This is a genomic window from Nocardioides sp. J9 (assembly GCF_007829375.1).
Lineage (GTDB): Bacteria > Actinomycetota > Actinomycetes > Propionibacteriales > Nocardioidaceae > Nocardioides.
The window spans coordinates 43,374-67,755 of sequence record NZ_VLJQ01000099.1; the positions used below are offsets into that span (position 1 = coordinate 43,374).

Sequence of the window (24,382 nt, forward strand, 5' to 3'; positions counted from 1 at the left end):
CCACGGTGGACGCGTGAGCCCGCAGTCGGCGCGCGAGGACCGCTGGCTGTTCGTGACGCTCCTGGCGGTCACCGTCGTCTCGTCCATCGTGAGCAGCCTCGGGGCGCCGCTGGTCCCCAGCATCGCCGAGCGGTACGACGTCCCGGTCTCTACCGCGCAGTGGATCCTCACCGCGAGCATGGTCGCCGCCGCAGCAGCCACGCCCGTCATCGGGCGCTGGGGCAGTGGCCGCTTGCGGCGTCCGGTGGTGGTCGGCGCACTCCTCGTCGTGCTCGCCGGGACCCTCCTCGCGGCGCTCCCGCTCGGGATGGGTCCGCTCATCGTCGGGCGCGCCGCACAGGGCATCGGCCTGGCCGTCGTACCCCTCACGCTGGCGGTCGCGCGGGACGCGTGGACCGGCGACCGGCTGGTCTCCCGGCTCTCCCTGCTCTCCGTCGCGACCGTGGCTGGCGCGGGCCTGGGCTACCCCTTCACCGGGCTGGTGGCCGACCAGCTCGGCGTGGCCGGCGCCTACGGCATGGGAGCAGGACTGGTCGCCATCACCCTGGTGCTCGCGTGGCGCCACCTCCCCCGCACCGCGCCCGGCGAGCCGCAGCCGGTCGACCTGCCCAGCGCAGTCCTCGTCGCCGCCGGCACCGTCGCCGTCCTGCTCGCGGTCAGCGAGGGCGAGAAGTGGGGCTGGCTGTCCGCCGGGGTGCTCGGCCTCGCCGCGGGCGGGGCCGCCCTGCTGGTCGGCTGGGTCGTGCGGACCCGCCACCTGACCGGCCGCGGCCGGCTGCCGCTCGTCGACCTCCGCCTGGCCGCGCGGCCGGGCGTGCTGGGGCCGAACGCGGTCGCGTTCGCCCTCGCCGTCGGGATGTACGGCCTGCTCACGATCGTCGTGCTCCTCGTCCGTGCCGACGGCAGCGCCGGCTGGGGCCTCGACCGGGGTGCCGCGGCCGCTGGGCTGGTGCTCGTGCCGTACGCCGTGTGCAGCGTCGGCGGCAGCCGGCTCGCGTTGCGGGTCTCCCGCCGCTTCGGCCCGCACCTGTTGCTGCCCGTCGGGGCGACCACCTTCGCCGCCGCCATGGTGCTGCTCGCGCTGCACCACCACACGCTGCCCGCAGCGCTGCTCGCGATGGCTGTCGGCGGCCTCGGCAGCGGGTTCACGTTCTCCTCGCTCGCCCCCTTGATCGTGCCGCACGTGCCGCGCGAGGAGACCGGCAGCGCGATGGCGTTCAACCTGCTGCTGCGCTACCTCGGCTTCTCGACCGGCTCGGCCGTCAGCGTCGCCCTCGTCGGGGTGTACGGCGGTGACGACGCCGCCTTCCGCGCGACCGGACTCACCCTCGCGGCGCTCTGCTTCGTGACCGGCGCCGTCGTCGCGCTCGCCGGGCGCCGGCGCCCCGGGACCCCTGTCCCGGCCTGAGGCACGGGTCCGGGCACACCCGCAGGTCCGGGCAATCGGATGCGATGGCAGCGGATCCGATTGCAGCGCATTCGCTGCCCGGGTTGGCCCCGACGGGTCATTGTCGCCGGGACCGGCGCGGGCGTGTGATGTGCGCAGGGCCGAGAGGGATCCGGTGGGAGAGCCGGAGGGGAGAAACGGCCCGTCGAACACTGCGTCGCCCTCGGGGGTTCTCGGGGACAGGTGTCGGTCCACTTCGACCGCGTGCACCTTCCCTGCACCCGTAGACCTTTGGGGGACATCGTCCGATGCGACACAACCATCGCGCCTCGACCAGGCGCTGGCGGCGATCGGCCGCCGTGCTCAGCTGTCTCGTGCTCGCGCTCGGCGCAGCCATCATCCGGCCCGACTCCGCAACCGCGGAGCCCGTCGGCCCGTACGACATCGACGGGGTCGTCATTCCCGACTCCGGTGCCCAGGAGGTCCCGGACACCGTGTCGCCGTCGAGCGACGCGAACGGCTTCGGCAGCGTGAAGGAGCTCGGCCCGAAGAACGGCAGCTCCACCAAGATCGGCGTCATCCACAATGCCGCCACCCCGATGCTCGACATGACCAACCCGAACGCACAGGTCGACCTGCGCCGGGCCTGGCTCGACCTGCAGCGGGACGACACAGGCGACGACTGGATCTACTTCGCGTGGGAGCGTGACGCGAACAGCGGTAGCGGCTTCATCTCCTTCGAGTTCATGGCCAGCCCGCTCCCGGCGGGCTGCGACTACAGCGCCAGCGAGACGGCCCTGCGGGCGAGCTGCAACCCGTGGGCCAACCGCCAGGCCGGTGACTTCCTCATCCTGTGGGACCAGAGCGGCAGCAGCACCACGCTCTACAAGAGGATCTGGACCCAGCCGGTCCAGAACGGGCCACTGGTGCTCGGTGGGGCGACCATGATCACCGCGGGCCTGGCGAAGTTCAGCCCCGACAAGTTCAAGGGCGAGGCCGCCATCAACCTGACCGACGAGGGGCTCAGCGACGGCGGCTGCCAGGTCTTCGCCAACGTCATCCCGAGCACGGTCACCGGGAACTCGGACACGGCCGACTACAAGGACACGATCCTCAACGACCTGAAGCCGATCAGCACCTGCGACGCCACCCTCACCACCACCCCGAAGACCGGAGCCGGTGAGGACATCGGCGCCGGCGGGATCTCGATCGGCAGCGGCGTGGTCGAGGTGAAGGACAGCGCGACGCTCGACCTCGACGGCGGGTCGGCGACGCCCACCGGGGCGATCACGTTCACGCTCTGCTACCTCGACAGCACCCCGGACAAGTGTGTGGAGGTCGGGTCGACGAGCATCGCCGGCGGCAGCTACCCGAAGACGGTGACCTCGCCCTCGGCGTACGTCACTGCAGCAGGTGACTACTGCTGGTCCGCCAGCTGGCCGGGGGACGCCGCCAACGGTATCCCGGCCGCCACGGAGTCGAACCCCGACGACGAGTGCTTCACCGTCAACCCGGTGACGCCGACGCTGAGCACCACGGCGGGCGACGACGTCTTCCTCGGCGGGTCCGTGAGCGACAGCGCGACCCTGGGCGGCACGGCGACGCAGCCGACGGCGGCGGTGATCCACACGACCTCGACCTCGGGTGCGGCGGCGAACGGGACGATCACGTTCCGGCTGTACCGGCCGAGCGAGGACGGTTGCGGCTCGCTCGCCTACACCTCGCCCGCCGTCGCGGTCAGCGGCAACGGCAGCTACAGCACGCCCGACCCGCAGTTCGTGCCGACCGCTGTCGGTGACTACCACTGGGTCGCGACCTACTCGGGATCGTCACCCAACACCAGCGGTGTCACCCACAACAGCGACTGCACCGACACCGACGAGGACGTGGTGGTCAGCTCCGTCGCCTCGACCCTCTCGACGGAGCAGAGCTGGGTGCCGAACGACTCGGCGACGCTCACCGCGCCGTCCGGCGGGACGATGACGGGCACCGTCACCTTCCGGTTCTTCGACAACGGGACCTGCACCGGCACCCCGGTGTGGACCGAGGACCGCGCAGTCAACGGGGCATCGGGGGTGGAGGTCTCGACGACCAACGACGAGGCCGTCAGCACCTCCGGGACGTACTCCTTCGAGGTGTCCTACGACAGCACCAACCCGGCGCAGCAGGACATCGGGGCGAGCTGTGAGGAGACGTCGGCCCTGACGATCGACAACGGGGACCCGGTGAGCAGCGACGACTGACGACGACCGACCCTGACCGATCGACCACGACAGCACGGCCCCATCCGGTTGGATGGGGCCGTGCTCGTCGACCTGCAGCTCGATGCCCGCCCCGACCGCGTCCTGGCCCGGGCGCGGGAGCTGACCGAGGCCGGTGCGGCGGGCCTGTTCACCTTCGAGGGCCCGCACGACGTCTTCCTCCCGCTCGCGGCGGTCGCCGGGCAGGTCGACGCCGACCTGATGACCAACGTCGCGATCGCGATGCCCCGCTCCCCGATGCACCTGGCCCACGCGGCGTGGGACCTGCAGCTGATGTCCGGCGGCCGGTTCCGGCTCGGCCTCGGGTCGCAGATCCGCCCTCACGTCGAGAAGAGGTACGGCGCCCGGTGGTCCCCGCCGGCCGAGCGGATGCGCGAGATCGTGGCTGCCACCCAGGCCATCCTCACCTCGTGGCAGGAGGGCACCCGGCTGGAGTTCCGCGGTGAGCACACCACGCACACACTGATGCCGCCGACCTTCGTCCCCGGCCCGAACCCGTTCGGGCCTCCGCCGGTCCTGCTCGGCGCGCTCGGTCCACGGATGACCCGCACCGCCGCCGAGGTCGCCGACGGCCTGCTGGTCATGCCCTTCCACACCCACCGCCACTTCCACGAGCGGACGCTGCCCGCCGTGGCCGAGGGCCTCGCCCGGCGGCACCGGACCGGCAGCCGCTTCGAGGTCTTCCCGCAGGCGATCCTCGCGATGGGCCGCACCGACGAGGAGCTCGCCACCGCGCGGTCCGGCGTACGGGCCCTCCTGGCGTTCTACGGCTCCACGCCGGCGTACCGCCCGGTGCTCGACGTCGAGGGATGGGGCGACCTGCAGCCGGAGCTGAACCGGTTGTCGAAGACCGGTGACGTCGCCGCGATGGTCGCCCTGGTCGACGACACGATGCTCGAGACGATCGCCGTGGTCGGCACGCCCGAGGAGTGCGCCGCCGAGGTGCGGCGGCGCTTCGCCGGCGCGCCGGGGGTGGCAGACCGGGTGTGCTGCTACTTCCCCGGCCACGACCCCTCGGGCGAGCAGGTCGCAGCGCTGGTCGGCGCGCTGAATGCTGAGACCTGAGCCATACCGGCCAGTAGCCGGGGGTGGTGGTGCGACAATCCCCACGCGCTCGGGAGCCCCCGCCCGGGCCCTGCTCCACACCCCCACGGACGGACAGCAATGATCGAACTCCTCGAGGCGGCCGTCGCCGCCCGCCCCGACGACGTCGTGGTGACCAGCCCGTACGGCACCACCACCTACGCCGAGCTCCACCGCGACGTCCAGGCGATCGCGACCGCGCTGGTCGAGCGCGACCTGCGCCGCATCGCCATCCTCGACCCCGACCCCGCGCACGTGCTGGCGGTCCTCGCCGCCTGCTCCCGGGTCGGCGTGGAGGGCTGCGTCTACCCGCTCGCGCCGACCGACGACGCCATCGACGAGATGGTCGCGCGCTTCGAGCACGAGGTCGTCGTCACCGGGCGCGGCATCTCCTCGCCGGTCGTCGGGTACGCCGAGCTCGCCGCCACCACGCCCGGCGACCTGCCGGCGCTGCCGGAGTCCCGGCCGATCATGGCGATGACCACCGGCACCAGCGGCTTCCCGCGCGGCGTCCGGCATGAGTGGGACCGCCTGCTGCGCACCACCCACAAGATCAAGCCGGCGCCCGAGCAGCGCTGGCTGCTGGCCTACGGGCTCAACCAGTTCGGCGGCCTGCAGATCCTCATCCACGTGCTGGCCGCTCAGGCGATGCTCGTCGCCGCGGAGTCCTTCCAGCCCCGCGACGCCCTCGACGCCATGCGCGCCTCCGGCGTCACCCACGCCAGCGGCACCCCGACCTTCTGGCGCTTCCTGCTCGCCGAGATCAAGTCCGACGGCGGCGCCGTGCCGGACCTGCGGCAGGTCAGCCTCGGCGGCGAGGCGGTGCCCGGCGCGCTCCTGGACCGGATCACGGAGCGCTTCCCGAACGCCAACATCTCCCAGATCTACGGCGCCACCGAGTTCGGGCAGAACGTCACGGTCCGCGACGGTCGCCCCGGGCTGCCGATCTCCATGCTCGAGCCCGGCGGCGACGTCGAGTTCAAGGTGCAGGACGGCGAGCTGTGGGTGCGTTCGAAGGCCTCGATGCTCGGCTACCACGGCGAGGAGGAGGTTCCCGACGGCGCCTGGCGCGCGACCGGTGACCTGGTCGAGGTCGTCGGCGACCGGATCGAGTTCCGCGGCCGCAAGACCGACGTCGTCAACGTGGGCGGCGTCAAGGTGCACCCCATCCCGATCGAGGACCGGGTGAGCAAGGTCGACGGCGTCTCGCTCGTGCGTGCCTACGGCCGCCCGAACCCGATGGTCGGGCACGTGCTCGCCGTCGAGATCGTCCTCGAGCCGGGGTACGACGAGAAGGCGGTCGCCAGCGAGGTCCGCGCCGTGTGCGCCGACCTCCCGCCGGCGGCCCGGCCGCGGAGCATCAAGTTCCTCGACACGATGACCACGACCGGCAACAAGATGCTGCGGGGCGCCGGGCGCTGACCCGGGCCCGGGCGAGCCGGCCCGACGGGACCGCCGGGCCGGCTCAGCGGCCGAAGGCCGGCTTCTCCTTGGCGAGGAACGCCCGCACGCCCTCCTTGAAGTCAGGGCCGGAGTAGACCTCGCGCAGCAGCGCCTCCTCACCGTCGATCGACGCCTCGGCAGGACGGGCGCGGGAGACGAGCTGGTGCTTCGTGGCCTCGATGGTGACCCGCGAGGCCTGCGCGATCCCGGCCGCGAGGTCGGCGACCTCGGCATCGAGCGCCGCGGCGTCCGGCACCGCGGCGGCGAGCGCGCCGACGGCGTACGCGCGCTCGGCGGAGACCAGGCGCGAGGCGAGCAGCATCTCGCGGGTCAGCGACTCGCCGAAGATCGCCTGGCAGCGGTAGAGCACCGTGCCCGACAGCGCGTTGCCGAGGGTGCGCGCGATCGGGTAGCCGAAGCGGGAGGCGGTGGTCGCGACGCGCAGGTCGCAGTGGGTCGCGACGGCCAGGCCGCCGCCGACGCAGACGCCGTCGACGGCCGCGATGGTGACCTGCGGGAGCGACCAGAGCCGGTCGAACATCTCGCGGATCCAGTTCTCGTAGTCGACCGCGTCGGCCTCGAGGAAGTCGCTGATCTCGTTGCCGGCGGCGAACGCCTTGCCGCCCGCGCCGCGCAGGACGACCACGCGGACCGAGCGGTCCTCGGCCGTCTGCTCCCACAGGGCCCGCAGCTCGCCGTACATCTCCCTGGTGAAGGCGTTGCGGCGCTCGGGGCGGTTGAAGGTCACCTCGAGCACGCCCGGCCCGATGCGGTCGCGGTCGATCAGCAGGTCGTCGGTCACGCCCGCGAGGGTACCGCCGCGCGGACCGCTCCCCTCACGGCCGGTGCGGACGCGAGAAGCCCCGCTCGCTGACCACGAACGCCGCCACGACACCCGCGACCGCGCCGAAGAGGTGGCCCTGCCAGGAGACGCCCGGCTGACCGGGCAGGACGCCCCACAGGACGCTGCCGTAGACGACGAGCACGACCAGGCCGATCAGGATCTCCGACGGCTTGCGGTCCACGAACCCCTGCACCGCCAGGTAGGTGATCCAGCCGAAGATCAACCCGGACGCACCGATGTGCACCGAGCTGCCGCCCGCGACCAGCCACACCGCGAGCCCGCCGAGCAGCCAGATCACCGCGGTCGCGGCGAAGCCGCGCGCCAGCCCGGTGGCGAGGGTGAGGAATCCGAGCACCAGCGCTGGCACGGTGTTCGCGGTCAGGTGCCCCCACCCACCGTGCAGCAGCGGCGCCGCGATGATCCCGAGCAGCCCCTCCCCCGACCGCGGCTGGATCCCCCAGCCGTCGAGCCGGTTCGACACCGCAGCGTCGATGACCTCGATGACCCACAGCAGCGCCACGAACGTGACTGCCACCAGCCCGGCCACCTGCCACGCCGGCCTGGTCCGACTCGTCCCCGTCATGCTCACCCCGCCAGTCTGACACCCCACCCGACTCCCCGAAGCGTCACTTCTGGCCCGTTGAGACGTCACCTGCGGCCCGTCGAGTGGTCAGGAAGGGCACCTCGAGTGGTCAGGAAGGGCACCTCGAGTGGTCACTTGCGGCAGGTTGAAACGTCACCGGACCGGACGACGTACGCACGTGACGCCTCAACCGGCCAGGTCCGACCACTCAACCGGCCAGAAGTGACGTCTCAACCCGGCAGAAGTGACGTCTCGACGAGCCACAGGTGACGCCTCGACGAGCCACAGGTGACGTCTCAACGGGGCCAGACGGCGACCCAGTACTGCACGCCGAAGGGGGCAGCGTCGTAGAGGACGTCAGCGTCGGCGAGGGGCGGGAGGTCGGCGAGGCAGGTGGTGTCGGCCCAGAGGTCGGCGGCGAGGGCCGGGTCGGTGGCAGCGGCGGAGAAGTCGGCCCGGAGGGCGGCGTCGAAGGCCTCGGCGCGCTCGTCGAGGTGGCCGGGGGCCTTCTCGGTGCGCTTGGCGGAGCCGTTGCCGACGACCAGCACGCCGGTCTCGCCGGTTTCCACGACCTCGGCGCCCACCTCGGCGACCAGCGCGGCAGCGACGGCAGCCCCCGAGCCGCCCGTGGCGGGCGAGGCGACGACGCGGACCCGCGGGCCGAGGCGGCCGACGGCGGCCCGGCACGCGGCGCGGAGGTCGGCGACCGGGTCCTCGATCGAGCGGTACGACGGCAGCAGGGCCAGCACGCCCGGCACGAGTGCCGTCACGGGCCGATCGGCGGGCGCGCTCACTGCAGCCCCCGGATCGCGCGCAGGGGCGGTCGGCGGCCGGCGATCGACCAGACCATGTCGACGGTCTGGCGGGTCTCGACGACCTGGTGGACGCGGTAGATCCGGGCCCCGGCGAGGGCGCACACCGACGTCGCGGCGAGGGTACCGACGAGCCGCTCGCCGACCTCGAGGCCGAGGGTCTCGCCGACGAAGTCCTTGTTGGACAGCGAGACCAGCACCGGCCAGCCGGTGGCGACCATCTCGCCGATCCGGCGGGTCACCTCGAGGGAGTGGAAGGTGTTCTTGCCGAAGTCGTGGGCGGGGTCGATGACGACCGACTCGCGCGCGACGCCGGCGGCCAAGGCGCGCTCGGCGTAGGCGACGGTGTCGTGGATCGCGGCGGCGACCACGTCGTCGTAGTCGATGCGGTAGGGCCGGGTCCGCGGGGTCACGCCGCCGGTGTGGGTGCAGATGATCGCGGCGTCGTGCTCGGCGGCGACGTCGACGAGCTCGGGGTCCGCGCCGCCCCAGGCGTCGTTGAGGACGTCGGCGCCCGCAGCGCAGACGGCGGCACCGACCTCCGCGCGCCAGGTGTCGACGGAGATGACCAGCGAGGGGTACTGCTCGCGCACCCGCGCCACGAAGTCGACGACCCGCGCCTTCTCCTCGGCTGGCGAGATCTCCACGCCGGGCGCGGCCTTGATGCCGCCGATGTCGACGATCTCCGCGCCCTGGGCGACGACCTCGGCAACCCGCGCGAACGCCGCCTCCTCCGCCCACGTCGCGCCCTTGTCGAAGAACGAGTCGGGGGTGCGGTTGACGATCGCCATCATCAACGGCTCGTCGTCGCCGAACTGCTGGCGTCCGAGTCTCACAGGTAGGCCTCCGCCGGTGGGCGCTCGAGGGTGGGTACGACGCGGGTGACGGGCTCGAGCCCGCGCAGGTACTGCCGCAGCTCCGCCGCCTCGGGGGCAGCTCCCGCGCGGCCTGCCCCGTCACCGCCGGGCTCGTCACCGGGCAGCTCCACGCCGGACCGCGCCAGTGCCGCCGCGATGATCTGGGTGGCCATCCCGCCGAGGTCGCGCAACGCCTGGTGCCGGTGCGCGCGCACCCCGAGGTCGACCTGCACGACGGCGTCGGGTCCGGCGGCGCGGACGGTGTCGACGAGCGCGGCCAGCTCCACGGCGTACCCGGTCGGCACGGGCAGCCCGGCGAACCAGGAGCGGCGCACGGCCCACTCCCCCGCCAGCGGCTGCACGAGCTCGCCGAGGAAGGGGAAGAGCAGCGCGATGAGCGGCCGGGCGACGAGCTCGGTGACGCGACCGCCCTCGAGCGGGCCGTCGGCGCCGGGGCGCTCGTAGAAGCCCTTGACCAGCTGGACCTGCGGGTCGGAGAGCAGGGGGCCGAGCAGGCCGGGCACGAAGTGGGTGTCCCAGTCGTGCAGGTCGGCGTCCATGAACACGACGAGGTCGCCGGTGGTGACGAAAAGCGACTTCCACATCGCCTCGCCCTTGCCGGGGTGGGTGCCGAGGTCGGGCCGGATCTCGGCGGAGCGGTGCACCCGCGCGCCGGCGGACTCCGCGACGGCGTAGGTGTCGTCGACGGAGTCGCTGTCGATCACGACCACCTCGTCGACGAGCGCGACGGTGTCGACGAGGGCCTCACGGACCCGGGTGACCACGTCGCCGACGGTGGCCGCCTCGTTGCGGGCGGGGACCACGAGGCTCACCTGCTGCCCCAGCCGCTCCTTGGCCCCCAGCAGCCCCTCGAGGGACCAGTCGTCCCAGTGGGCGGCGCGGATCCCCATGCCCGCCAACCTACCGGGCGCGAACCCGGGGATTTTGCCGAGGTCCGGCCCCGAGAACGCGTTCCAGTGCTACGGTCCGAAGCCTCGGGAATTTGGTGGGCGCTCCCTCCCCCAGGAGATTCCGATGAGCCTTGGACGTTGGCGGCGCAAGGTGCGTTGCCTGGTGAAGCACGGCCCGCGCGGCTGCCCGCACATCGAGCGGCACAGCAAGCGGCCACGACGCAAGAAGAGGTTGCAGGCAGGCGGTGGACGGCACCGGCCCCCGGTGCGGATCGTCGACCCCTCCGAGCTGCTGACGGGCCACTAGGAGCCGCCCCTCGACGCGCCCGCCGGCACGACGTCAGCGGGCCAGGTAGTCACGCACCGCGACGGCGATCGCGCGCCCGTAACGCCGCTGCCCCGCCCGGCTCTCCATCCGGGCCGCGTCGTCGGGGTGCCGCATGTTGCCGAGCTCGGCCATCACGGCCGGGACGTCGGACAGGTTGAGCGTGCCCAGGTCGTCGCGGGCGTCGATCCCGTCCGCGCCGCGATACGTCGCCGGCGGGATCCCGGCCGCGACCAGGGCGTCGCGCAGGGTCCGTGCCAACCGGCGCGACGGTCGCTCGATGTCGTCGGTCCAGCCCTCGCGCAGCGCCGGGCGGATCACGTGGAAGCCGGTCGCGCCGGGGTCGAGGTTGCCGTCCGCATGGATGCTGACCCGCACGTCGGCGGTCGGCCCGCGCTCGCCGGGGTTGCCGACGCGGCCGCGCTCGTCGACGCACGGGCCCCACTGGTCGTCGGAGTCGGTGTCGCGGGTGAGCACGACCTTCGCGCCCATCCGTTCCAGGTGCCGTCTCGCCACGCGGGCGACCGCCCAGGTGAAGGTCGACTCCGGCAGGCCGCTGTTCGTGGCCGTGCCGGTGGTGTTGCACTCCTTGGCGAACCCGCCGGCGTCGACGAGCCGGTTGACCTCGGCGACGTGGCGGCGGTTGCCGAGCTGGTGGCCCGGGTCGAGGACGACGACACGGCCGGCGAGCGGCCGGGCAGGCCCGGGGTCGCGGCCCGCCGGAGTGGAGGCGCTCGACCCAGCGCTCGACCCAGCGCTCGACCCAGTGGTCGGCCCGGCGGTCGAGGTCACCCGCGCGGGCCCTCGCGACCCGTCGGTCTGGCAGCCCGCGAGCAGGACGGCCGCGGCAGCCACCACGGCGAGGCGGCGTCGGCGGGCTGGCACCCGGCCACCCTACGTTCCGCCAAAGCGCGTCCCGGCGCCGCACGACGTCCCTAGGATCGGTCGCATGTGGGTGGGCGTCCTGGGCCCGACCGTCGTGGAGGTCGCCGGCCGACCGGTGGCCGTCGCGGCCGCGAAGCACCGCGCGCTGCTGGCCGCCCTCGCGCTGGCCGACGGGCGCCCCGCACCGGCCGCCTCCCTCGTCGCGGCGCTGTGGGGCGAGGACCCGCCAGCGAGCGCCGCGGCGACGCTGCAGACCTACGTCTCCCAGATCCGGCGCCTGCTCGAGCCGGACCTGCCGCCACGATCGCCGTCGTCGTACCTCTCCAGCAGCGGGCACGGCTACCTCCTCCACGCCCGCACCGACGCCGCCGAGCTGACCGCCGCCGTCACCGAGGCGGCCGGCCTGGTGGCCGGGCTCGGCACGGTCCCGGTCGCCCCGGCCACCGATGTCGGGCCGGTCCTCGACCGGCTCACCGGGGCGCTGGCGCGGTGGCGCGGCGAGCCGTACGCCGACCTGCCCGCCTCCGACGCGGTCGACCCCGAGCGCGCCCGGCTCGAGGAGGTGCACCTGCTGGCCCGCGAGCAGCGCGCCGCGCTGCTGGTCGCCGCCGGTCGCGACGCGGAGGCGGTCGCCGGCCTGGAGGCGCTCACCCGGGCCCACCCGCTGCGCGAACGACCGTGGACGCTGCTGGCCACGGCGCTGGCCCGCACCGGCCGCCAGGCCGACGGCCTCGCCGTGCTGGACCGCCTGCGGCGCACGCTCGACGACGAGCTCGGCATCGAGCCGTCCGGGGCCGTGCGCAAGCTGCAGACCACGATCCTGCGGCAGGAGCTGCCCGCCGCGGCCGCGACCACGACGGTGTCCACCGCGACCACAGCGACCGCACCCCCGCCGCCGGCCGGGCCACCGGACACAGCGACGCCGGCGCCGCCGGAGCCCGCCCGCGTCGTCGTGCCCCCGTGGCCGCTCGTCGGACGCGACACCCACCTCGCCGGGCTGACCGCACTGCTCGACGGGGCCGTGCAGGGCCGCGCAGGCTTCGCCGCGATCGTCGGCGACGCCGGCGCCGGCAAGACCCGGCTCGGCGCGGAGCTCGCGCTGCGGGCGCAGGCCGCGGACGCGCTCGTGCTGATCGGCCGCTGCTCGCAGGAGGAGGACGCACCACCCCTGTGGCCGTGGACCTCCGCGCTCGGCCTCGCCCCGCGCGTCCACGGCCCGGACCACGACGCGGCGCGGTTCGCGGTGGCCGAGGAGGTCCGGCGCGCGCTGTCCCACCTCGCCCGCGACCGCACCGTCCTGCTCGGCCTCGAGGACCTGCACTGGGCCGACGCGTCGTCGCTGCGGGTGCTGCGCCACCTGTGCACGCACGTCGAGCCGGACCTCCGGCTGCTCGTGGTCACGACCTGGCGACCCAGCGGCGAGGCCGAGCCGGCGCTCGCCGAGACCGCCGCCGCACTCGCCCGGCAGCACGCGCTGCGCATCGACCTCGGCGGCCTGTCCGCGGACGAGACCGCCGCCCTGCTCGACGCGCTGACCGGGGACGGCGACCCTGCACTGGCCGGGGCGCTGCACCGGCGGACCGAGGGCAACCCGTTCTTCCTCGTCGAGTACGGCCGCCTCGCCCGCAGCGAGGAGCGCGGCCTGGCCGAGGTCGTCGACGACCTGCCGTCGACCGTCGCTGCCGTCGTCAACCGCCGCATCGCCCAGCTCCCCCCCGACACGGCTGCGGCGCTCACCTCGGCTGCTGCGATCGGCCGGGAGTTCGGGCTCGACCTGCTCGCCCCGGCACTCGGCCGCGACGAGCTGGAGGTGCTCGACCTGCTGGAGCCGGCGGTCACCGCCGACCTGGTGCAGGACCTCGGCGGTGACCGGTTCCGCTTCGTGCACGCGCTGGTCCGGGAAGCGGCGTACGACGCCCTGGCGCCCTCGCGGCGCGAGCGGCTCCACGCCACCCTCGCCGGCCTCGTCGAGCAGGCGCCCGACAACGACCGCCGCGCCGCGGAGCTCGCACGGCACTGGGAGGCCGCTGGTCCCCGGCACGTCCGCGCCGCCCACCTGGCCGCCGCCGCGGCCGGCGACCAGGCGCTCGCCGCGCACGCGACCGACGAGGCGCGGGACCACCTCGCGACCGCGCTGCGCCTGCTGGAGCAGGACCCGTCCGCCACGGTCCGCGAGCGGGTCGACCTGCTGGTGCGCTACGCCGACGCCTGCCGCTGGAGCACCCGGCGGCTGGAGATGCATGCCGCCGCCGACGAGGCCGTCGTGCTGGCCGGCTCGCTCGGCGACACCGGGCTGGTCGTGGCGGCCGCCTCGGTGGCCAGCCGCGACGCGCTCTGGCCCGCCCGTGCGTACGGCGAGTGGAACGCCGACGTCGTCGAGACCCTGCGCGCCACGCTGGCCGGCCAGTCCGGTGACAGCGAGGTGCACTGCCGGCTCCTGCTGGCCCTGGCGACCGAGGCCTACTACTGCGCCAGCGCCGCCGAGCTGGACGCCTGGAGCGCCGAGGCGATCGCGATGGCCCGGCGCCTCGGCGACGACACCCTCCTGCTCAGCGCCCTCGCCGGGTCCGCGGCGACGGGCTTCCGCCGCAGCACCGCTCCGCAGCGCCGCGCGTGGTGCGAGGAAGGCATCGACCTCGCCGGCCGGATCGGCGACGAGCGCACCCGCACGCACCTGCGCATCCTGCTCGCCACGACCCGCTGCGAGCTCGGTGACGTCGATGGCCTGGTCGAGGAGGTCGAGGAGATCGCCCGGACCGCCCACGACGACAAGCTCTACTTCGTGGAGATGGTCGCGCTGACCTTCCTCCACTCGTGGGCGGCGATGGGCGACGACCAGGAGCGGATCGCCGCCGTCTTCGGCCGGCTGATCGACTGCTTCGACCTGGTCTCCACCGCCCACAAGGTCGACACCGTGCAGGGCGCCGCGCTGTTCGTGCCGCTGTGGGACCCGCAGGCGCCGATGCCGTCGGACGACACGGTGCTGCGCTTCCTCGAGGAGTCGGCGATGCCGATCGGGCCCGCGGCCGCCGTGCTCGCCCTGCGCCACGGCCTGCTCGACGAGGCGCGTGCCACGGTCGAGACCTTCGGGGTCGACCTCGACACCGACAACTGGTTCTCGATGTTCGTCTGGGCGACCGGGGCCGAGCTGGCGGTCGGCCTCGGGATGCCGGACCTCGGCGCTGCGGCGTACGCCCGCCTCCTGCCGTACCGCGGCACCTGCATCATGTCCGGGACCTCCCCCTTCCACGGCCCCGTGGACTGCTACCTCGCCCTGGCCGCCGCCGGCACCGGGGAGCTGGGGACCGCCACCCGGTACGCCGACAGCGGGCTCGCCCAGGTCCGGGCATGGCAGCTCCCGCGGGTCGAGAGGTGGTTCCTCGACCAGCGGGAGCGCCACGGCTTCTGACCCGTGGGGGTCCGGTGCGGGGTCAGCCAGGCAGGCGCCGGAACGCCTTGCGCTCGAGGCGGGCGAAGCCCGGCCGGCCGAGGCGGAGCACGACCCGCATCCCGAACCCGGCGTCGTCCAGCGCGCCGCGCAGCACGTCGGTCGGCAGCTCCTCGGCGATCCAGGCCACCATGTACGCGAGCTGGCCGAGGGTCTCCTGGCTGCGGAAGTGCTCGGCCTCGACCGCCTTCCAGTCCTCCGGGGTCATGTACCGCTGGAAGATGACCATCGCCTCGGACTCCTCGTGGCGGAGGTGAGCCCCGAGCCGGTCGGCGGCCTCGGCGAGGCGTACCGAGAGCCCGGCCCGCACCTCCTCCCGGCTGCGACCGGCACCGGCTGTGCCGGGGGCCTCGTCGGCGAGAACCGCGAGCAGGTCGCGGCACGCCGCGAGCGTCGGGTCGATCTCGTCGTGCTCGGCCTCCATCGCCTCCAGGGTGGCCCGCTCGTCGGCGTCGGCGCGTGCCATCAGCCACGGCCAGATGCCGGTGTCCTCACCGCTGTGGTGGTGGTGCAGGATCCCGGCGAACCGGTCCCACCGGGTGAGCAGCGCCCGCCAGGTGGCCCGGTCGTCGACCGGCGTCGCCGGCGCGGCGGCCGCGAACTTCCGCAGGTCGCGGCGGAACCCGTGGTGCATCAGGTACATCACGGTCATGTCGACCGGGCCGCCCGGTGCGGCCGCCTGGCCGGGGAGCATCAGCTGCTGGGGGTACGACGTGCTCACCGGACCTCCTCCTTCTCCATCTCGTGATCGGTCTCGTCGGCCTGGTCGGCCTGGTCGGCCTGGTCGGTCTGGTCGGCCTGGTCGGTCTGGTCGGCCTGGTCGGTCTGGTCGGCCTGGTCGACCGGTCGTCCGGTCGGGGTGCCGGCGGAAAGGCTGCTGCCGGGCCACCACCAGTTCCAGCGGCCGAGGAGCGTCATGGTCGCGGGCACCAGCACCATCCGGACGACGGTGGCGTCGAGGGCGACCGCGACGGCCAGGCCCAGGCCGAGCATCTTCACGACCACGGCGGCCTCGCTGGCGAAGCCGAGGAAGACGGCGACCATGATCGCCGCGGCCACCGAGATCAGCCGGCCCGTCGACGCCAGGCCGCGGACGACGGAGCGGTGGGCGTCACCGGTGTCGAGCCAGTCGTCGCGCACGGCGGACAGCAGGAAGACCTCGTAGTCCATCGAGAGCCCGAAGAGCACCGCGAACAGCAGGATCGGCACCCAGCTGGACACCGGGATCGCGTGGTCGACGCCGAGCAGCGAGAGCCCCCAGCCGTGCTGGAAGACCAGGGTCAGCACGCCGAACGCCGCGGCCACCGACAGCAGGTTCATCGCCGCCGCCTTGAGCGGCACGACGACCGAGCGGAACATCAGGGCCAGCAGCACGACCGACACCGCGACCACGAAGCCGACGACGACCCAGAGCCGGTCGGCCAGCATCTCGGAGATGTCACCGAGGATGGGCACGTAGCCGGTGGCGTCGACGCCGTCGGGCAGTACGTCGGCGCGCAGCTCGGTCAGGGTGTCCATGGTGGCCTCGTCGCTGGGGGCGGTGGTCGGCTCGACGTCCCAGACGGCGAGGGCGCCGTCCGGGGAGACGCTGACCGGCCCCGAGGCCGCGATGTCGGCGCGGGCGTCGATGCGCTGCCGCAGGGTGTCGACCTCGGCGCGCGTGACGCGGTCGAGCTCCGCGACGAGCGTGATCGGCCCGTTCGCACCCGGCCCGAACTCGTCGGCGACCAGGTCGTGCGCCGCGCGGGTGGTGGTGCCGAGCGGGTCGGAGCCCCCGTCCTGCGGCCACGTGCGCATCCCGAGCGCCGGTGCGGCGAGCGCGGTCATCACGGTGAGGGCGAGCAGCGCCCACGCGACCGGGCGACGGCTGACACGGACCGCCCAGCGGGCGACGAGCGGCTCGCGGCTGGAGTCCCGCGTGTCGCCGGTCTCCTCGCGGCGCTCGCGGCGGGGGGCCACCCGCTGCCCGGCGAGGGCGCAGAGCGCGGGCACCAGGGTGAGCGCGGCGGCCATGACGCCGAGGACCGAGATCGCGGTCGCGATGCCGAAGGCCGAGAAGGTCGGCAGGCCGGCGAGCCCGAGGCCCATCAGGGACACCAGGACGGTGAGGCCCGCGCCGACGACGGCGCGACCGGCGGTGCCGACGGCGCGGCCGGCTGCCTCGACCGGGGTGTCGCCGGCGCGGAGCCGCTCGACGTGCCGGGTGACGATCAGCAGCGCGTAGTCGATACCGACGCCGAGGCCGACCATCGTGGCGACCGTCGGCGCGGTCGGCGAGACGTCGACGAGGCCGGCCAGCACGATGACGCCGGACGAGCCGGCGACCAGGCCGCCGACCGCGGTGGCGACGGGCAGCCCGGCGGCGACGACGGAGCCGAACGCGACGACGAGGAGCAGCAGGGCGACCACGATGCCGATCAGCTCGCCGCGGCCCTCGATCTCGGTCGCGGTGCTCGGCAGCTCGCCACCGAGCTCCACCTGGTAGCCGGCGTCCTCGGCCGGCTGACCGGCCGCCTCGAGCGGGGCGAGGTCACCGACGATGTCGTTGTCGGTGGTCGGCACGTCGTACCGGACCTGGAGCAGTGCGGTGTCGCGGTCCTCGGACCAGCGCGGGGTGGCCGTCGCGACGTGCTCGGTGGCCGCGAGCCGGTCGAGGACGTCGTTGACGACCCGCTCGTCGAGCGGGCCGTCGTCGTGCAGGACGACCTGCGCGGAGGAGCCGCCCGCGTCGGGGAAGTGCTCACGCAGGGTGTCGATCCCGCGCTGCGCGGGTGTGCCGGGCACGTTCCAGTTGTCCTGGAGCGTGCCGCCGGCCGTCGCGGCGAGGCCGCCGAGCGCGACCAGCGCCACGAGCCACGCGCCGAGCACGCGCCACGGGTGGAGCGCGGCCGCGCGGCCGAGGTGATGAAGGGTGGACATCGAGGTGCCTCCTGGATCGGTGGGTTCGGCACCCACCGTCGGGGAGGCTCCTTGAGCCGTGCTTGTGCGCGACTGGAGCCCGGCTCCAGTCGCGCCCTACCGACTGCCGCCGGTTGAGGGAGAGGGCCGCCCGCGGCCGACGCCCCGCCGCTGGTTGAGGTGCCAGGCCGCCCACCGCCGACGCCCAGCCGCTGGTTGAGGTGCGAGGCGCCCCAGCGCCGAGCCTCGAAACCAGCGCACCGGCGCAGGGACTGTGCCCATCACAGTCAGCCCGCCGGGCCCGGAGGTTTCGAGGCTCCTCGCTGGCGCTCGTCGCACCTCAACCACCGGGCACCACCGTCGCCGATCCAGCACGAGACAGGACGTGCCGCACGCCCAACCGCCGCTGGTTGAGGTGCGAGGCGCGCTAGCGCCGAGCCTCGAAACCTGCGGCTCCGGTGCACCGGGCTGTGCCCACCACAGCCCGGTCCCGAGACCCGCTACGCGTAGCCGAGGATCTCCTGCCGCTTCTCGCCCCAAGCCAGGGCGGAGGCGATGGCCTCGTCGAGGGAGAGCTCGGTGCGCCAGCCCAGCAGCTCGCGGGCCTTGTCGGCGTTGGCGAAGGCGCCGGGGGCGTCACCGGGGCGAGGCGGGGCCTCGGTGACCGGGACCGGCTTGCCGACGACGCGCTCGACCGCGGCGAGGAGCTCGCGCACGGTGACGCCGTCACCGCCGCCGAGGTTGATGTAGGTGTAGGTGCCGTCGACCTTGGACAGCACGGCGTCGAACTCCTCGACGGCGCGCACGTGGGCGCGGGCGAGGTCCCAGACGTGGATGTAGTCGCGGATGCCCGTGCCGTCGCGGGTCGGGTGGTCGGTGCCGGTGAGGGTGAAGGTGTCGCGGTAGCCGAGGGCCGTCTGCGCCATCAGCGGTACGACGTGCGTGGCGTCGCGCAGGTGGTAGCCGGTCGTGAGGTCCGGGTCGGCCCCGATCGGGTTGAAGTAGCGCAGGATGATCGCGCGCAGGTCGCTGGCGCGGGAGAGGTCCTCGAGGACCTGCTCCATCATCCGCTTCGTCCGCGCGTAGGGGGACGTCGGATCGACCGGGTCCTCCTCGGTGACCTCGAACTGCGGTGTCATCGCGTAGAGCGACGCGGTCGAGGAGAAGATGATGCGCGGCTTGCCGAGTGCGGTGAGCTCGTCGAACATCTCCAGCGACTTGGTGACGTTGTCGCGGTAGTACTCGTAAGGCTTCTGCACCGACTCGGGCACGACGATGCGCGCGGCCATGTGGATGGTCGCGTGGATGTCGGGGTGCTCCTCGACGATGCGGCGCAGCAGCGCCCGGTCGGCGATGTCGCCCTCGTAGAAGATCCGGTCGCCGACGTACTGCCGCGGGCCGGTGAGCAGCGAGTCGAGGACGACCGGCACGTGGCCGGCCTGCTCGAGCGCCTTGGCGGTGATGGAGCCGATGTAGCCGGCTCCGCCGGTGACGAGGACCTTCATGCCCGCGACGATACCCAGCCGGCCCGGCGCGGGCTGGTCAACGGACCACCGCGGGCGTGGCCTCGGTCTCAGCCGTGGTGCTTCTCGTCGAGCAGGCTGAGCAGGTAGCGGCCGTAGCCGCTCTTCAGCAGGCCCTCGGCCAGGGTGGCCAGCTGGGCGTCGTCGATGAACCCGAGGCGCCAGGCGACTTCCTCGGGCGCACCGACCTTGGTGCCCTGCCGCGCCTCGAGCGCGCGCACGAAGTTGCTGGCGTCGTTGAGGTCGTCGAAGGTCCCCGTGTCGAGCCACGCGGTGCCGCGCGGCAGCACCTCGACCTCGAGGCGCCCCTCCTCGAGGTACATCCGGTTGAGGTCGGTGATCTCCAGCTCGCCGCGGGCGGACGGCTCCAGCGTCCTCGCCTTCTCCACCACGTCCGCGCCGTAGAAGTAGAGGCCGGGCACCGCGAACGGGCTGCGCGGCTTCTCCGGCTTCTCCTCCAGTGACAGGGCGCGGCCCTGGTCGTCGAACTCCACGACGCCGTACGCCGTCGGGTCGGCCACGCGGTAGCCGAAGACCGCGGCACCGTCGAGGTCAGCGAAGCGGGACAGCTGGGTGCCGAGCCCGGCGCCGTAGAAGATGTTGTCGCCGAGGACCAGGCCGGCGCCGCCGCCGGCGAGGTGCTCCTCGCCGATCAGGAACGCCTGGGCGAGCCCGTCGGGCGAGGGCTGGACGGCGTAGGTGATCTCGATGCCGAACTGCGAGCCGTCGCCCAGCAGCCGCTGGAACTGGTCGGACTCGTGCGGTGTCGTGATGACCAGCACCTCACGGATCCCCGCCAGCATCAGCGTGGAGAGCGGGTAGTAGATCATCGGCTTGTCGTAGATCGGCATCAGCTGCTTGCTGATCGCATGGGTGATCGGGTGCAGTCGGCTGCCGGTGCCGCCGGCGAGGATGATCCCGCGCATGTGATTTCCCGCTCCTTCGCCGTGGGTGACGGCGGCCATTGTCGCCTAAACCGGGCTGGCGCGGGGCAGCACACCTAGACTGCCCGCCGTGCACCGCATCCTCGTCACGGGTGGAGCCGGCTTCATCGGCTCCAACTTCGTCCACCACGTCGTCCGTCACACCGACGCGACGGTGACCGTCCTCGACAAGATGACGTACGCCGCGTCGCGCGAGTCGCTGGCGGGGCTGCCGGGTGACCGGGTGCGGCTGGTCGAGGGTGACATCGCCGACGCCGAGGTCGTCGAGCCGCTCGTGGGCGAGGCCGACGCGGTCGTGCACTACGCCGCCGAGTCGCACAACGACAACTCGCTCGACGACCCCTCGCCGTTCATCCGCACCAACCTGGTCGGCACGTTCACGCTGCTCGAGGCGGTGCGCAAGGCGGGCGTGCGCTTCCACCACGTCTCCACCGACGAGGTGTACGGCGACCTCGAGCTCGACGACCCGCAGCGGTTCACCGAGCACACGCCGTACCAGCCGTCGTCGCCGTACTCCGCGTCGAAGGCGGGCTCCGACCACCTGGTCCGGGCCTGGGTGCGCAGCTTCGGCGTGCAGGCGACGATCTCGAACTGCTCGAACAACTACGGCCCGTGGCAGCACGTCGAGAAGTTCATCCCCCGCCAGATCACCGAGGTGATCGAGGGCCGGCGCCCCCGCCTCTACGGCTCCGGGGAGAACGTGCGCGACTGGATCCACACCGAGGACCACTCCTCCGCCGTGCTCACGATCCTCGAGCGCGGCCGGATCGGCGAGACCTACCTGATCGGCGCCGACGGCGAGAAGTCCAACCTCGAGGTCGTGCAGATGATCCTCGAGCTGATGGGCCGCGACCGCGACGACTTCGAGCACGTCACCGACCGCGCCGGGCACGACCTGCGCTACGCCATCGACTCCACCAAGCTGCGCACCGAGCTGGGCTGGACGCCGCAGTACGCCGACTTCTCCTCCGGCCTCGAGCAGACGGTGCGCTGGTACCAGGACAACGCCGACTGGTGGCGCCCGGCGAAGGCCGCCACCGAGGCGGCGTACGCCGCGAAGGGGCAGTGACCCGGTGACCGGTGTGCAGACGACCCCCATCCCGGGGCTGGTCGTCCTCGACCTGGCCGTGCACCGCGACGCCCGCGGCTGGTTCAAGGAGAACTGGCACCGCGAGCGGATGGTCGCCCAGGGCCTGCCCGACTTCGGCCCGGTGCAGAACAACATCAGCTTCAACGCCACCCGCGGGGTGACCCGCGGCGTGCACGCCGAGCCGTGGGACAAGCTCGTCTCGGTCGCCAGCGGCCGCGTCTTCGCCGCCTGGGTGGACCTGCGCGCCGGCGACAGCTTCGGCGCGACCTTCTGGACCGAGGTCGACGAGGGCGTCGCCGTCTTCGTGCCGCGCGGCGTCGGCAACTCCTACCAGGCGCTCGAGGACGGGACCGTCTACTCCTACCTCGTCAACGACCACTACGTGGCCGGGTTCTCCTACCCGGCGGTGCACCTCGCCGACGAGACCGCCGGCATCCCGTGGCCGATCCCGCTCGACGAGGCCGAGGTCTCCGACAAGGACCGGGTGAACCCGCGGCTGGCCGAGGTCACCCCGATGCAGCCCAAGCGCACGCTGGTCACCGGGTGCAACGGCCAGCTCGGCCGCGCGCTCGCCCCCCTCTTCCCCGGCGCCACCCTCGTCGACCTCGACGAGCTCGACATCACCGACCCGAAGGCGCTGGCGGCCTGGCCGTGGCAGGACTACGACCTGATCGTCAACGCCGCCGCCTACACCGCGGTCGACCGCGCGGAGACGTCTGAAGGACGGACCGCCGCGTGGGCGGCGAACGCGGCCGCGCCCGCAGCGCTCGCGGCGGTTGCCGCACGGCACGGGATCACGCTCGTGCACTACTCGACCGACTACGTCTTCGACGGTGCCGCGGTCGAGGGCGGCCACCGCGAGGACGAGCCGTTCGCGCCCCTCGGTGTCTACGGGCAGACCAAGGCAGCCGGCGACCTCGCCGTCGGCACCGCCCCGAAGCACTACGTGCTGCGCACCTCGTGGGTGATCGGCGACGGCCACAACTTCGTGCGCACGATGGCCCGGCTGGCCGCCGACGGTGTCGACCCGGCGGTCGTCGACGACCAGGTCGGCCGGCTCACCTTCGCCGCCGAGCTCGCGCGTGCCACCCACCACCTGGTGACCAGCGGCGCGCCGTACGGCACCTACAACGTCACCAACGGCGGCGAGCCCCGTTCGTGGGCCGACTACGCGCGCCGGGTCTTCGAGCTCACCGGGCACGACCCGGCCCGGGTCTCGTCGGTGACCACGGAGGAGTACGGCGCCGGCAAGGACCTCGCGCCGCGGCCGCTCCACAGCACGCTGGCGCTCGACAAGATCGCGGCCACCGGGTTCGTGAGCACCGACGCCGATACCGCACTGACCGAGTACCTCTCCCATCTAGACTGACCCGATGCGCGCGCTCAGCTGTCCCACCCAGTCGTACGACTGGGGCTCCACCCACGCCATCCCCGGTTTCCAGCGCCAGGACGCCGACGGCAGCCGGGTCGCCGAGGTCTGGATCGGCACCCACCCGCTCGGGACCGCGCGCGTGGTCCAGCCCTCCGGGGACGAGCAGCCGCTGACCGAGGTCGCCGGCGAGCTGGACTTCATGCTGAAGGTGCTCGCTGCCGAGCGGCCGCTCTCCATCCAGGTGCACCCCGACGCCGCCCGTGCCGCCGCCGGGTTCGCCGCCGAGGAGGACGCGGGCATCCCGCTCGACTCCCCCGCGCGCGTCTTCAAGGACCCGCACCCGAAGCCCGAGATGGTCTACGCGCTCAGCACCTTCGACACCCTCGTGGGCCTGCGCCGCACCTCGGAGATCATGCGGGTGCTGCAGGCCCTCGAGCACCCGCTCGCCGACCAGCTGATGTCCAGCCTCACGGTGCACTCGGGGTTCAACGGGATCATCCGGCTCATCGAGGGCCTGCTCGCCGAGCCGCCCGCGCCCGACACCGTGGGCGAGGTCGTCACCGCCTGCGACAAGGCGCTGGACGCCGGCCGCGACGTGCGCCGCGCCTTCGAGACCGCCGTCGAGATCGCCGAGCACTGCCCCGGCGACGTCGGCGTGATCATCTCGCTGCTGCTGAATCGGCTCACCCTGCAGCCCGGCGAGGCGGCGTACCTCGCCACCGGCATCATCCACGCGCACCTCAAGGGCCTGTGCCTCGAGGTCATGGTCTCCTCCGACAACGTGCTGCGCGCCGGCCTGACCACCAAGCACATCGACGCCCAGGGCCTCGTGCAGTGCCTGGAGGAGGGCACCTCCCGCGCCGCCCGCGTCGAGCCGCGCGTCTTCAACTACTCCACCGACGTGTTCGCCCCCTGCGACGACTTCGCCCTGTCGGTCACCCAGAGCTCCCCCGCCGACCCCGCCGGCGTCGTGCTCCCCGCCTCCGGCACCCGCCTGCTCGTGTGCACGGGCGGCGAGGTGGCCCTGGTCAACCGCCGCGACGAGGTGCTCCGCCTGCACCGCGGCGACGTCGCCTTCGCCGACGAGAGCGACGGCGAGCTCCGCGTCGGCGGCACCGGCGAGATCGCCCAGGCCTTCGTCCCCGGCACCGACGAGCGCGGCCAGCTCTTCGACCTGCTGTAGGTCTGGCGCGAGCGCGTCGCCTGTCGACGACCGCGCACGGGCACTCGCTCCGCTTCGGCCCGCGCTTGTCGCCGACGCGCCTCCGGCGCGGGCGCCGCGCTGCCGCGCGCGCCGTTGCCCCCGGTACATGGCTGAGACCGCCTGGCGGCAAGCCTGACCGACACCCTGTGGCGCGAGCGCGTCGCTCCACCCCCGGTGGTTGAGGTGCGACGAGCGCCAGCGAGGAGCCTCGAAACCTCCGGGCCGGCCAGGCGGACTGTCCCGGTCACAGCCCGGTGCACCGGTGCCGCAGGTTTCGAGGCTCGGCGCTAGCGCGCCTCACGCCTCAACCAGCGGGCGCAGGGCCGGCGTACGCGCGACCGAGCCGGCCCGGAGCCGCACGGAGCGAGGGACGAGCGACCGGAGGCGCAGGGAGGCGAGGTCGCGCGTGCCGGCGGTCTTGCCGCCAGGCCAAGCCAGCCCTGCACCGGAGGCAACCGCGGCGCGGCAGCGCGGCGCGAGGAACGAGCGACGCACTCGCGCCATCCAGCTCG

The 24,382-nt window shown here is 73.5% G+C and carries 19 protein-coding genes; 9 read left to right on the forward strand and 10 right to left on the reverse strand.

All coding sequences use genetic code 11. The features are described from left to right. Window positions 1-13: 13 nt before the first annotated feature. The 4 genes from L615_RS17080 (at window position 14) to L615_RS17095 (ending at window position 6,153) form a co-directional block, all read left to right on the forward strand. Window positions 14-1,408 (forward strand): MFS transporter, encoded by a 1,395-nt coding sequence (locus tag L615_RS17080; protein WP_145725840.1) that lies wholly within the window; start codon window positions 14-16, stop codon window positions 1,406-1,408. A gap of 338 nt (window positions 1,409-1,746) precedes the next feature. Further along, the gene (locus tag L615_RS17085) at window positions 1,747-3,630 is read left to right on the forward strand and encodes a hemagglutinin (protein WP_145725841.1); all 1,884 of its coding nucleotides are present in this window, start codon (window positions 1,747-1,749) and stop codon (window positions 3,628-3,630) included. Window positions 3,631-3,690: 60 nt separating this feature from the next. Further along, window positions 3,691-4,713: a TIGR03617 family F420-dependent LLM class oxidoreductase gene (locus tag L615_RS17090; protein ID WP_028654659.1), complete on the forward strand. Its 1,023-nt coding sequence runs from the start codon at window positions 3,691-3,693 to the stop codon at window positions 4,711-4,713. A gap of 99 nt (window positions 4,714-4,812) precedes the next feature. Continuing rightward, window positions 4,813-6,153 (forward strand): class I adenylate-forming enzyme family protein, encoded by a 1,341-nt coding sequence (locus tag L615_RS17095; protein WP_028654660.1) that lies wholly within the window; start codon window positions 4,813-4,815, stop codon window positions 6,151-6,153. A gap of 43 nt (window positions 6,154-6,196) precedes the next feature. Here the strand turns inward: L615_RS17095 and L615_RS17100 are convergent, their stop codons facing one another. The 5 genes from L615_RS17100 to L615_RS17120 all read right to left on the reverse strand — a co-directional run bounded on the left by L615_RS17100 (window position 6,197) and on the right by L615_RS17120 (window position 10,181). After that, complete coding sequence (locus L615_RS17100; RefSeq protein WP_028654661.1) at window positions 6,197-6,976, reverse strand: enoyl-CoA hydratase-related protein; 780 nt, start codon at window positions 6,974-6,976, stop codon at window positions 6,197-6,199. Between the two features lie 34 nt (window positions 6,977-7,010). Further along, a complete protein-coding gene (locus tag L615_RS17105) occupies window positions 7,011-7,553 on the reverse strand; it encodes a rhomboid family intramembrane serine protease (protein WP_261376749.1) in 543 nt (180 codons plus the stop codon). 344 nt (window positions 7,554-7,897) lie between these two features. After that, window positions 7,898-8,371: a hypothetical protein gene (locus L615_RS23465; protein WP_186449907.1), complete on the reverse strand. Its 474-nt coding sequence runs from the start codon at window positions 8,369-8,371 to the stop codon at window positions 7,898-7,900. 20 nt (window positions 8,372-8,391) lie between these two features. Continuing rightward, window positions 8,392-9,207: a dihydropteroate synthase gene (gene folP, locus L615_RS17115; protein ID WP_145725876.1), complete on the reverse strand. Its 816-nt coding sequence runs from the start codon at window positions 9,205-9,207 to the stop codon at window positions 8,392-8,394. A 38-nt stretch (window positions 9,208-9,245) separates the two neighbouring features. Beyond that, a complete protein-coding gene (locus L615_RS17120; RefSeq protein WP_036516936.1) occupies window positions 9,246-10,181 on the reverse strand; it encodes a glucosyl-3-phosphoglycerate synthase in 936 nt (311 codons plus the stop codon). Window positions 10,182-10,305: 124 nt separating this feature from the next. Between L615_RS17120 and L615_RS17125 the strand changes: the two genes are divergently transcribed. Continuing rightward, entirely contained in the window at window positions 10,306-10,488 is a 183-nt protein-coding gene (locus L615_RS17125; protein WP_145725842.1) for a hypothetical protein, read from the forward strand. Window positions 10,489-10,521: 33 nt separating this feature from the next. Here the strand turns inward: L615_RS17125 and L615_RS17130 are convergent, their stop codons facing one another. Next, a complete protein-coding gene (locus L615_RS17130) occupies window positions 10,522-11,391 on the reverse strand; it encodes an N-acetylmuramoyl-L-alanine amidase (protein ID WP_222430593.1) in 870 nt (289 codons plus the stop codon). Window positions 11,392-11,455: 64 nt separating this feature from the next. Here L615_RS17130 and L615_RS17135 point away from each other — a divergent pair, with 64 nt between their 5' ends. Next, on the forward strand, window positions 11,456-14,800 hold the full coding sequence (locus tag L615_RS17135; protein WP_145725843.1) for a BTAD domain-containing putative transcriptional regulator: 3,345 nt from the start codon (window positions 11,456-11,458) through the stop codon (window positions 14,798-14,800). A 22-nt stretch (window positions 14,801-14,822) separates the two neighbouring features. Here the strand turns inward: L615_RS17135 and L615_RS17140 are convergent, their stop codons facing one another. The 4 genes from L615_RS17140 to rfbA form a co-directional block, all read right to left on the reverse strand. Continuing rightward, a complete protein-coding gene (locus tag L615_RS17140; RefSeq protein ID WP_222430594.1) occupies window positions 14,823-15,560 on the reverse strand; it encodes a hemerythrin domain-containing protein in 738 nt (245 codons plus the stop codon). Then, complete coding sequence (locus L615_RS17145) at window positions 15,557-17,758, reverse strand: MMPL family transporter (RefSeq protein WP_145725844.1); 2,202 nt, start codon at window positions 17,756-17,758, stop codon at window positions 15,557-15,559. Before L615_RS17145 ends, L615_RS17140 begins: the two co-directional genes overlap by 4 nt. A 479-nt stretch (window positions 17,759-18,237) precedes the next feature. Next, entirely contained in the window at window positions 18,238-19,242 is a 1,005-nt protein-coding gene (gene galE / locus L615_RS17150) for a UDP-glucose 4-epimerase GalE (protein WP_028654667.1), read from the reverse strand. Between the two features lie 68 nt (window positions 19,243-19,310). Further along, a complete protein-coding gene (gene rfbA / locus L615_RS17155) occupies window positions 19,311-20,186 on the reverse strand; it encodes a glucose-1-phosphate thymidylyltransferase RfbA (protein ID WP_028654668.1) in 876 nt (291 codons plus the stop codon). A gap of 88 nt (window positions 20,187-20,274) precedes the next feature. Between rfbA and rfbB the strand changes: the two genes are divergently transcribed. From rfbB to manA, 3 genes are read left to right on the forward strand one after another with little or no spacing between them, the layout of a single operon-like run. Next, window positions 20,275-21,273, forward strand: a complete 999-nt coding sequence (gene rfbB / locus L615_RS17160) for a dTDP-glucose 4,6-dehydratase (protein WP_145725845.1) — start codon at window positions 20,275-20,277, stop codon at window positions 21,271-21,273. A gap of 4 nt (window positions 21,274-21,277) precedes the next feature. Then, the gene (locus L615_RS17165) at window positions 21,278-22,663 is read left to right on the forward strand and encodes a bifunctional dTDP-4-dehydrorhamnose 3,5-epimerase family protein/NAD(P)-dependent oxidoreductase (RefSeq protein WP_145725846.1); all 1,386 of its coding nucleotides are present in this window, start codon (window positions 21,278-21,280) and stop codon (window positions 22,661-22,663) included. 4 nt (window positions 22,664-22,667) lie between these two features. Continuing rightward, window positions 22,668-23,849 carry a mannose-6-phosphate isomerase, class I gene (manA, locus tag L615_RS17170; RefSeq protein WP_145725847.1) on the forward strand — a complete coding sequence of 394 codons (1,182 nt, stop codon included), beginning with the start codon at window positions 22,668-22,670 and terminating at the stop codon, window positions 23,847-23,849. The last annotated feature ends 533 nt before the right edge of the window (window positions 23,850-24,382 follow it).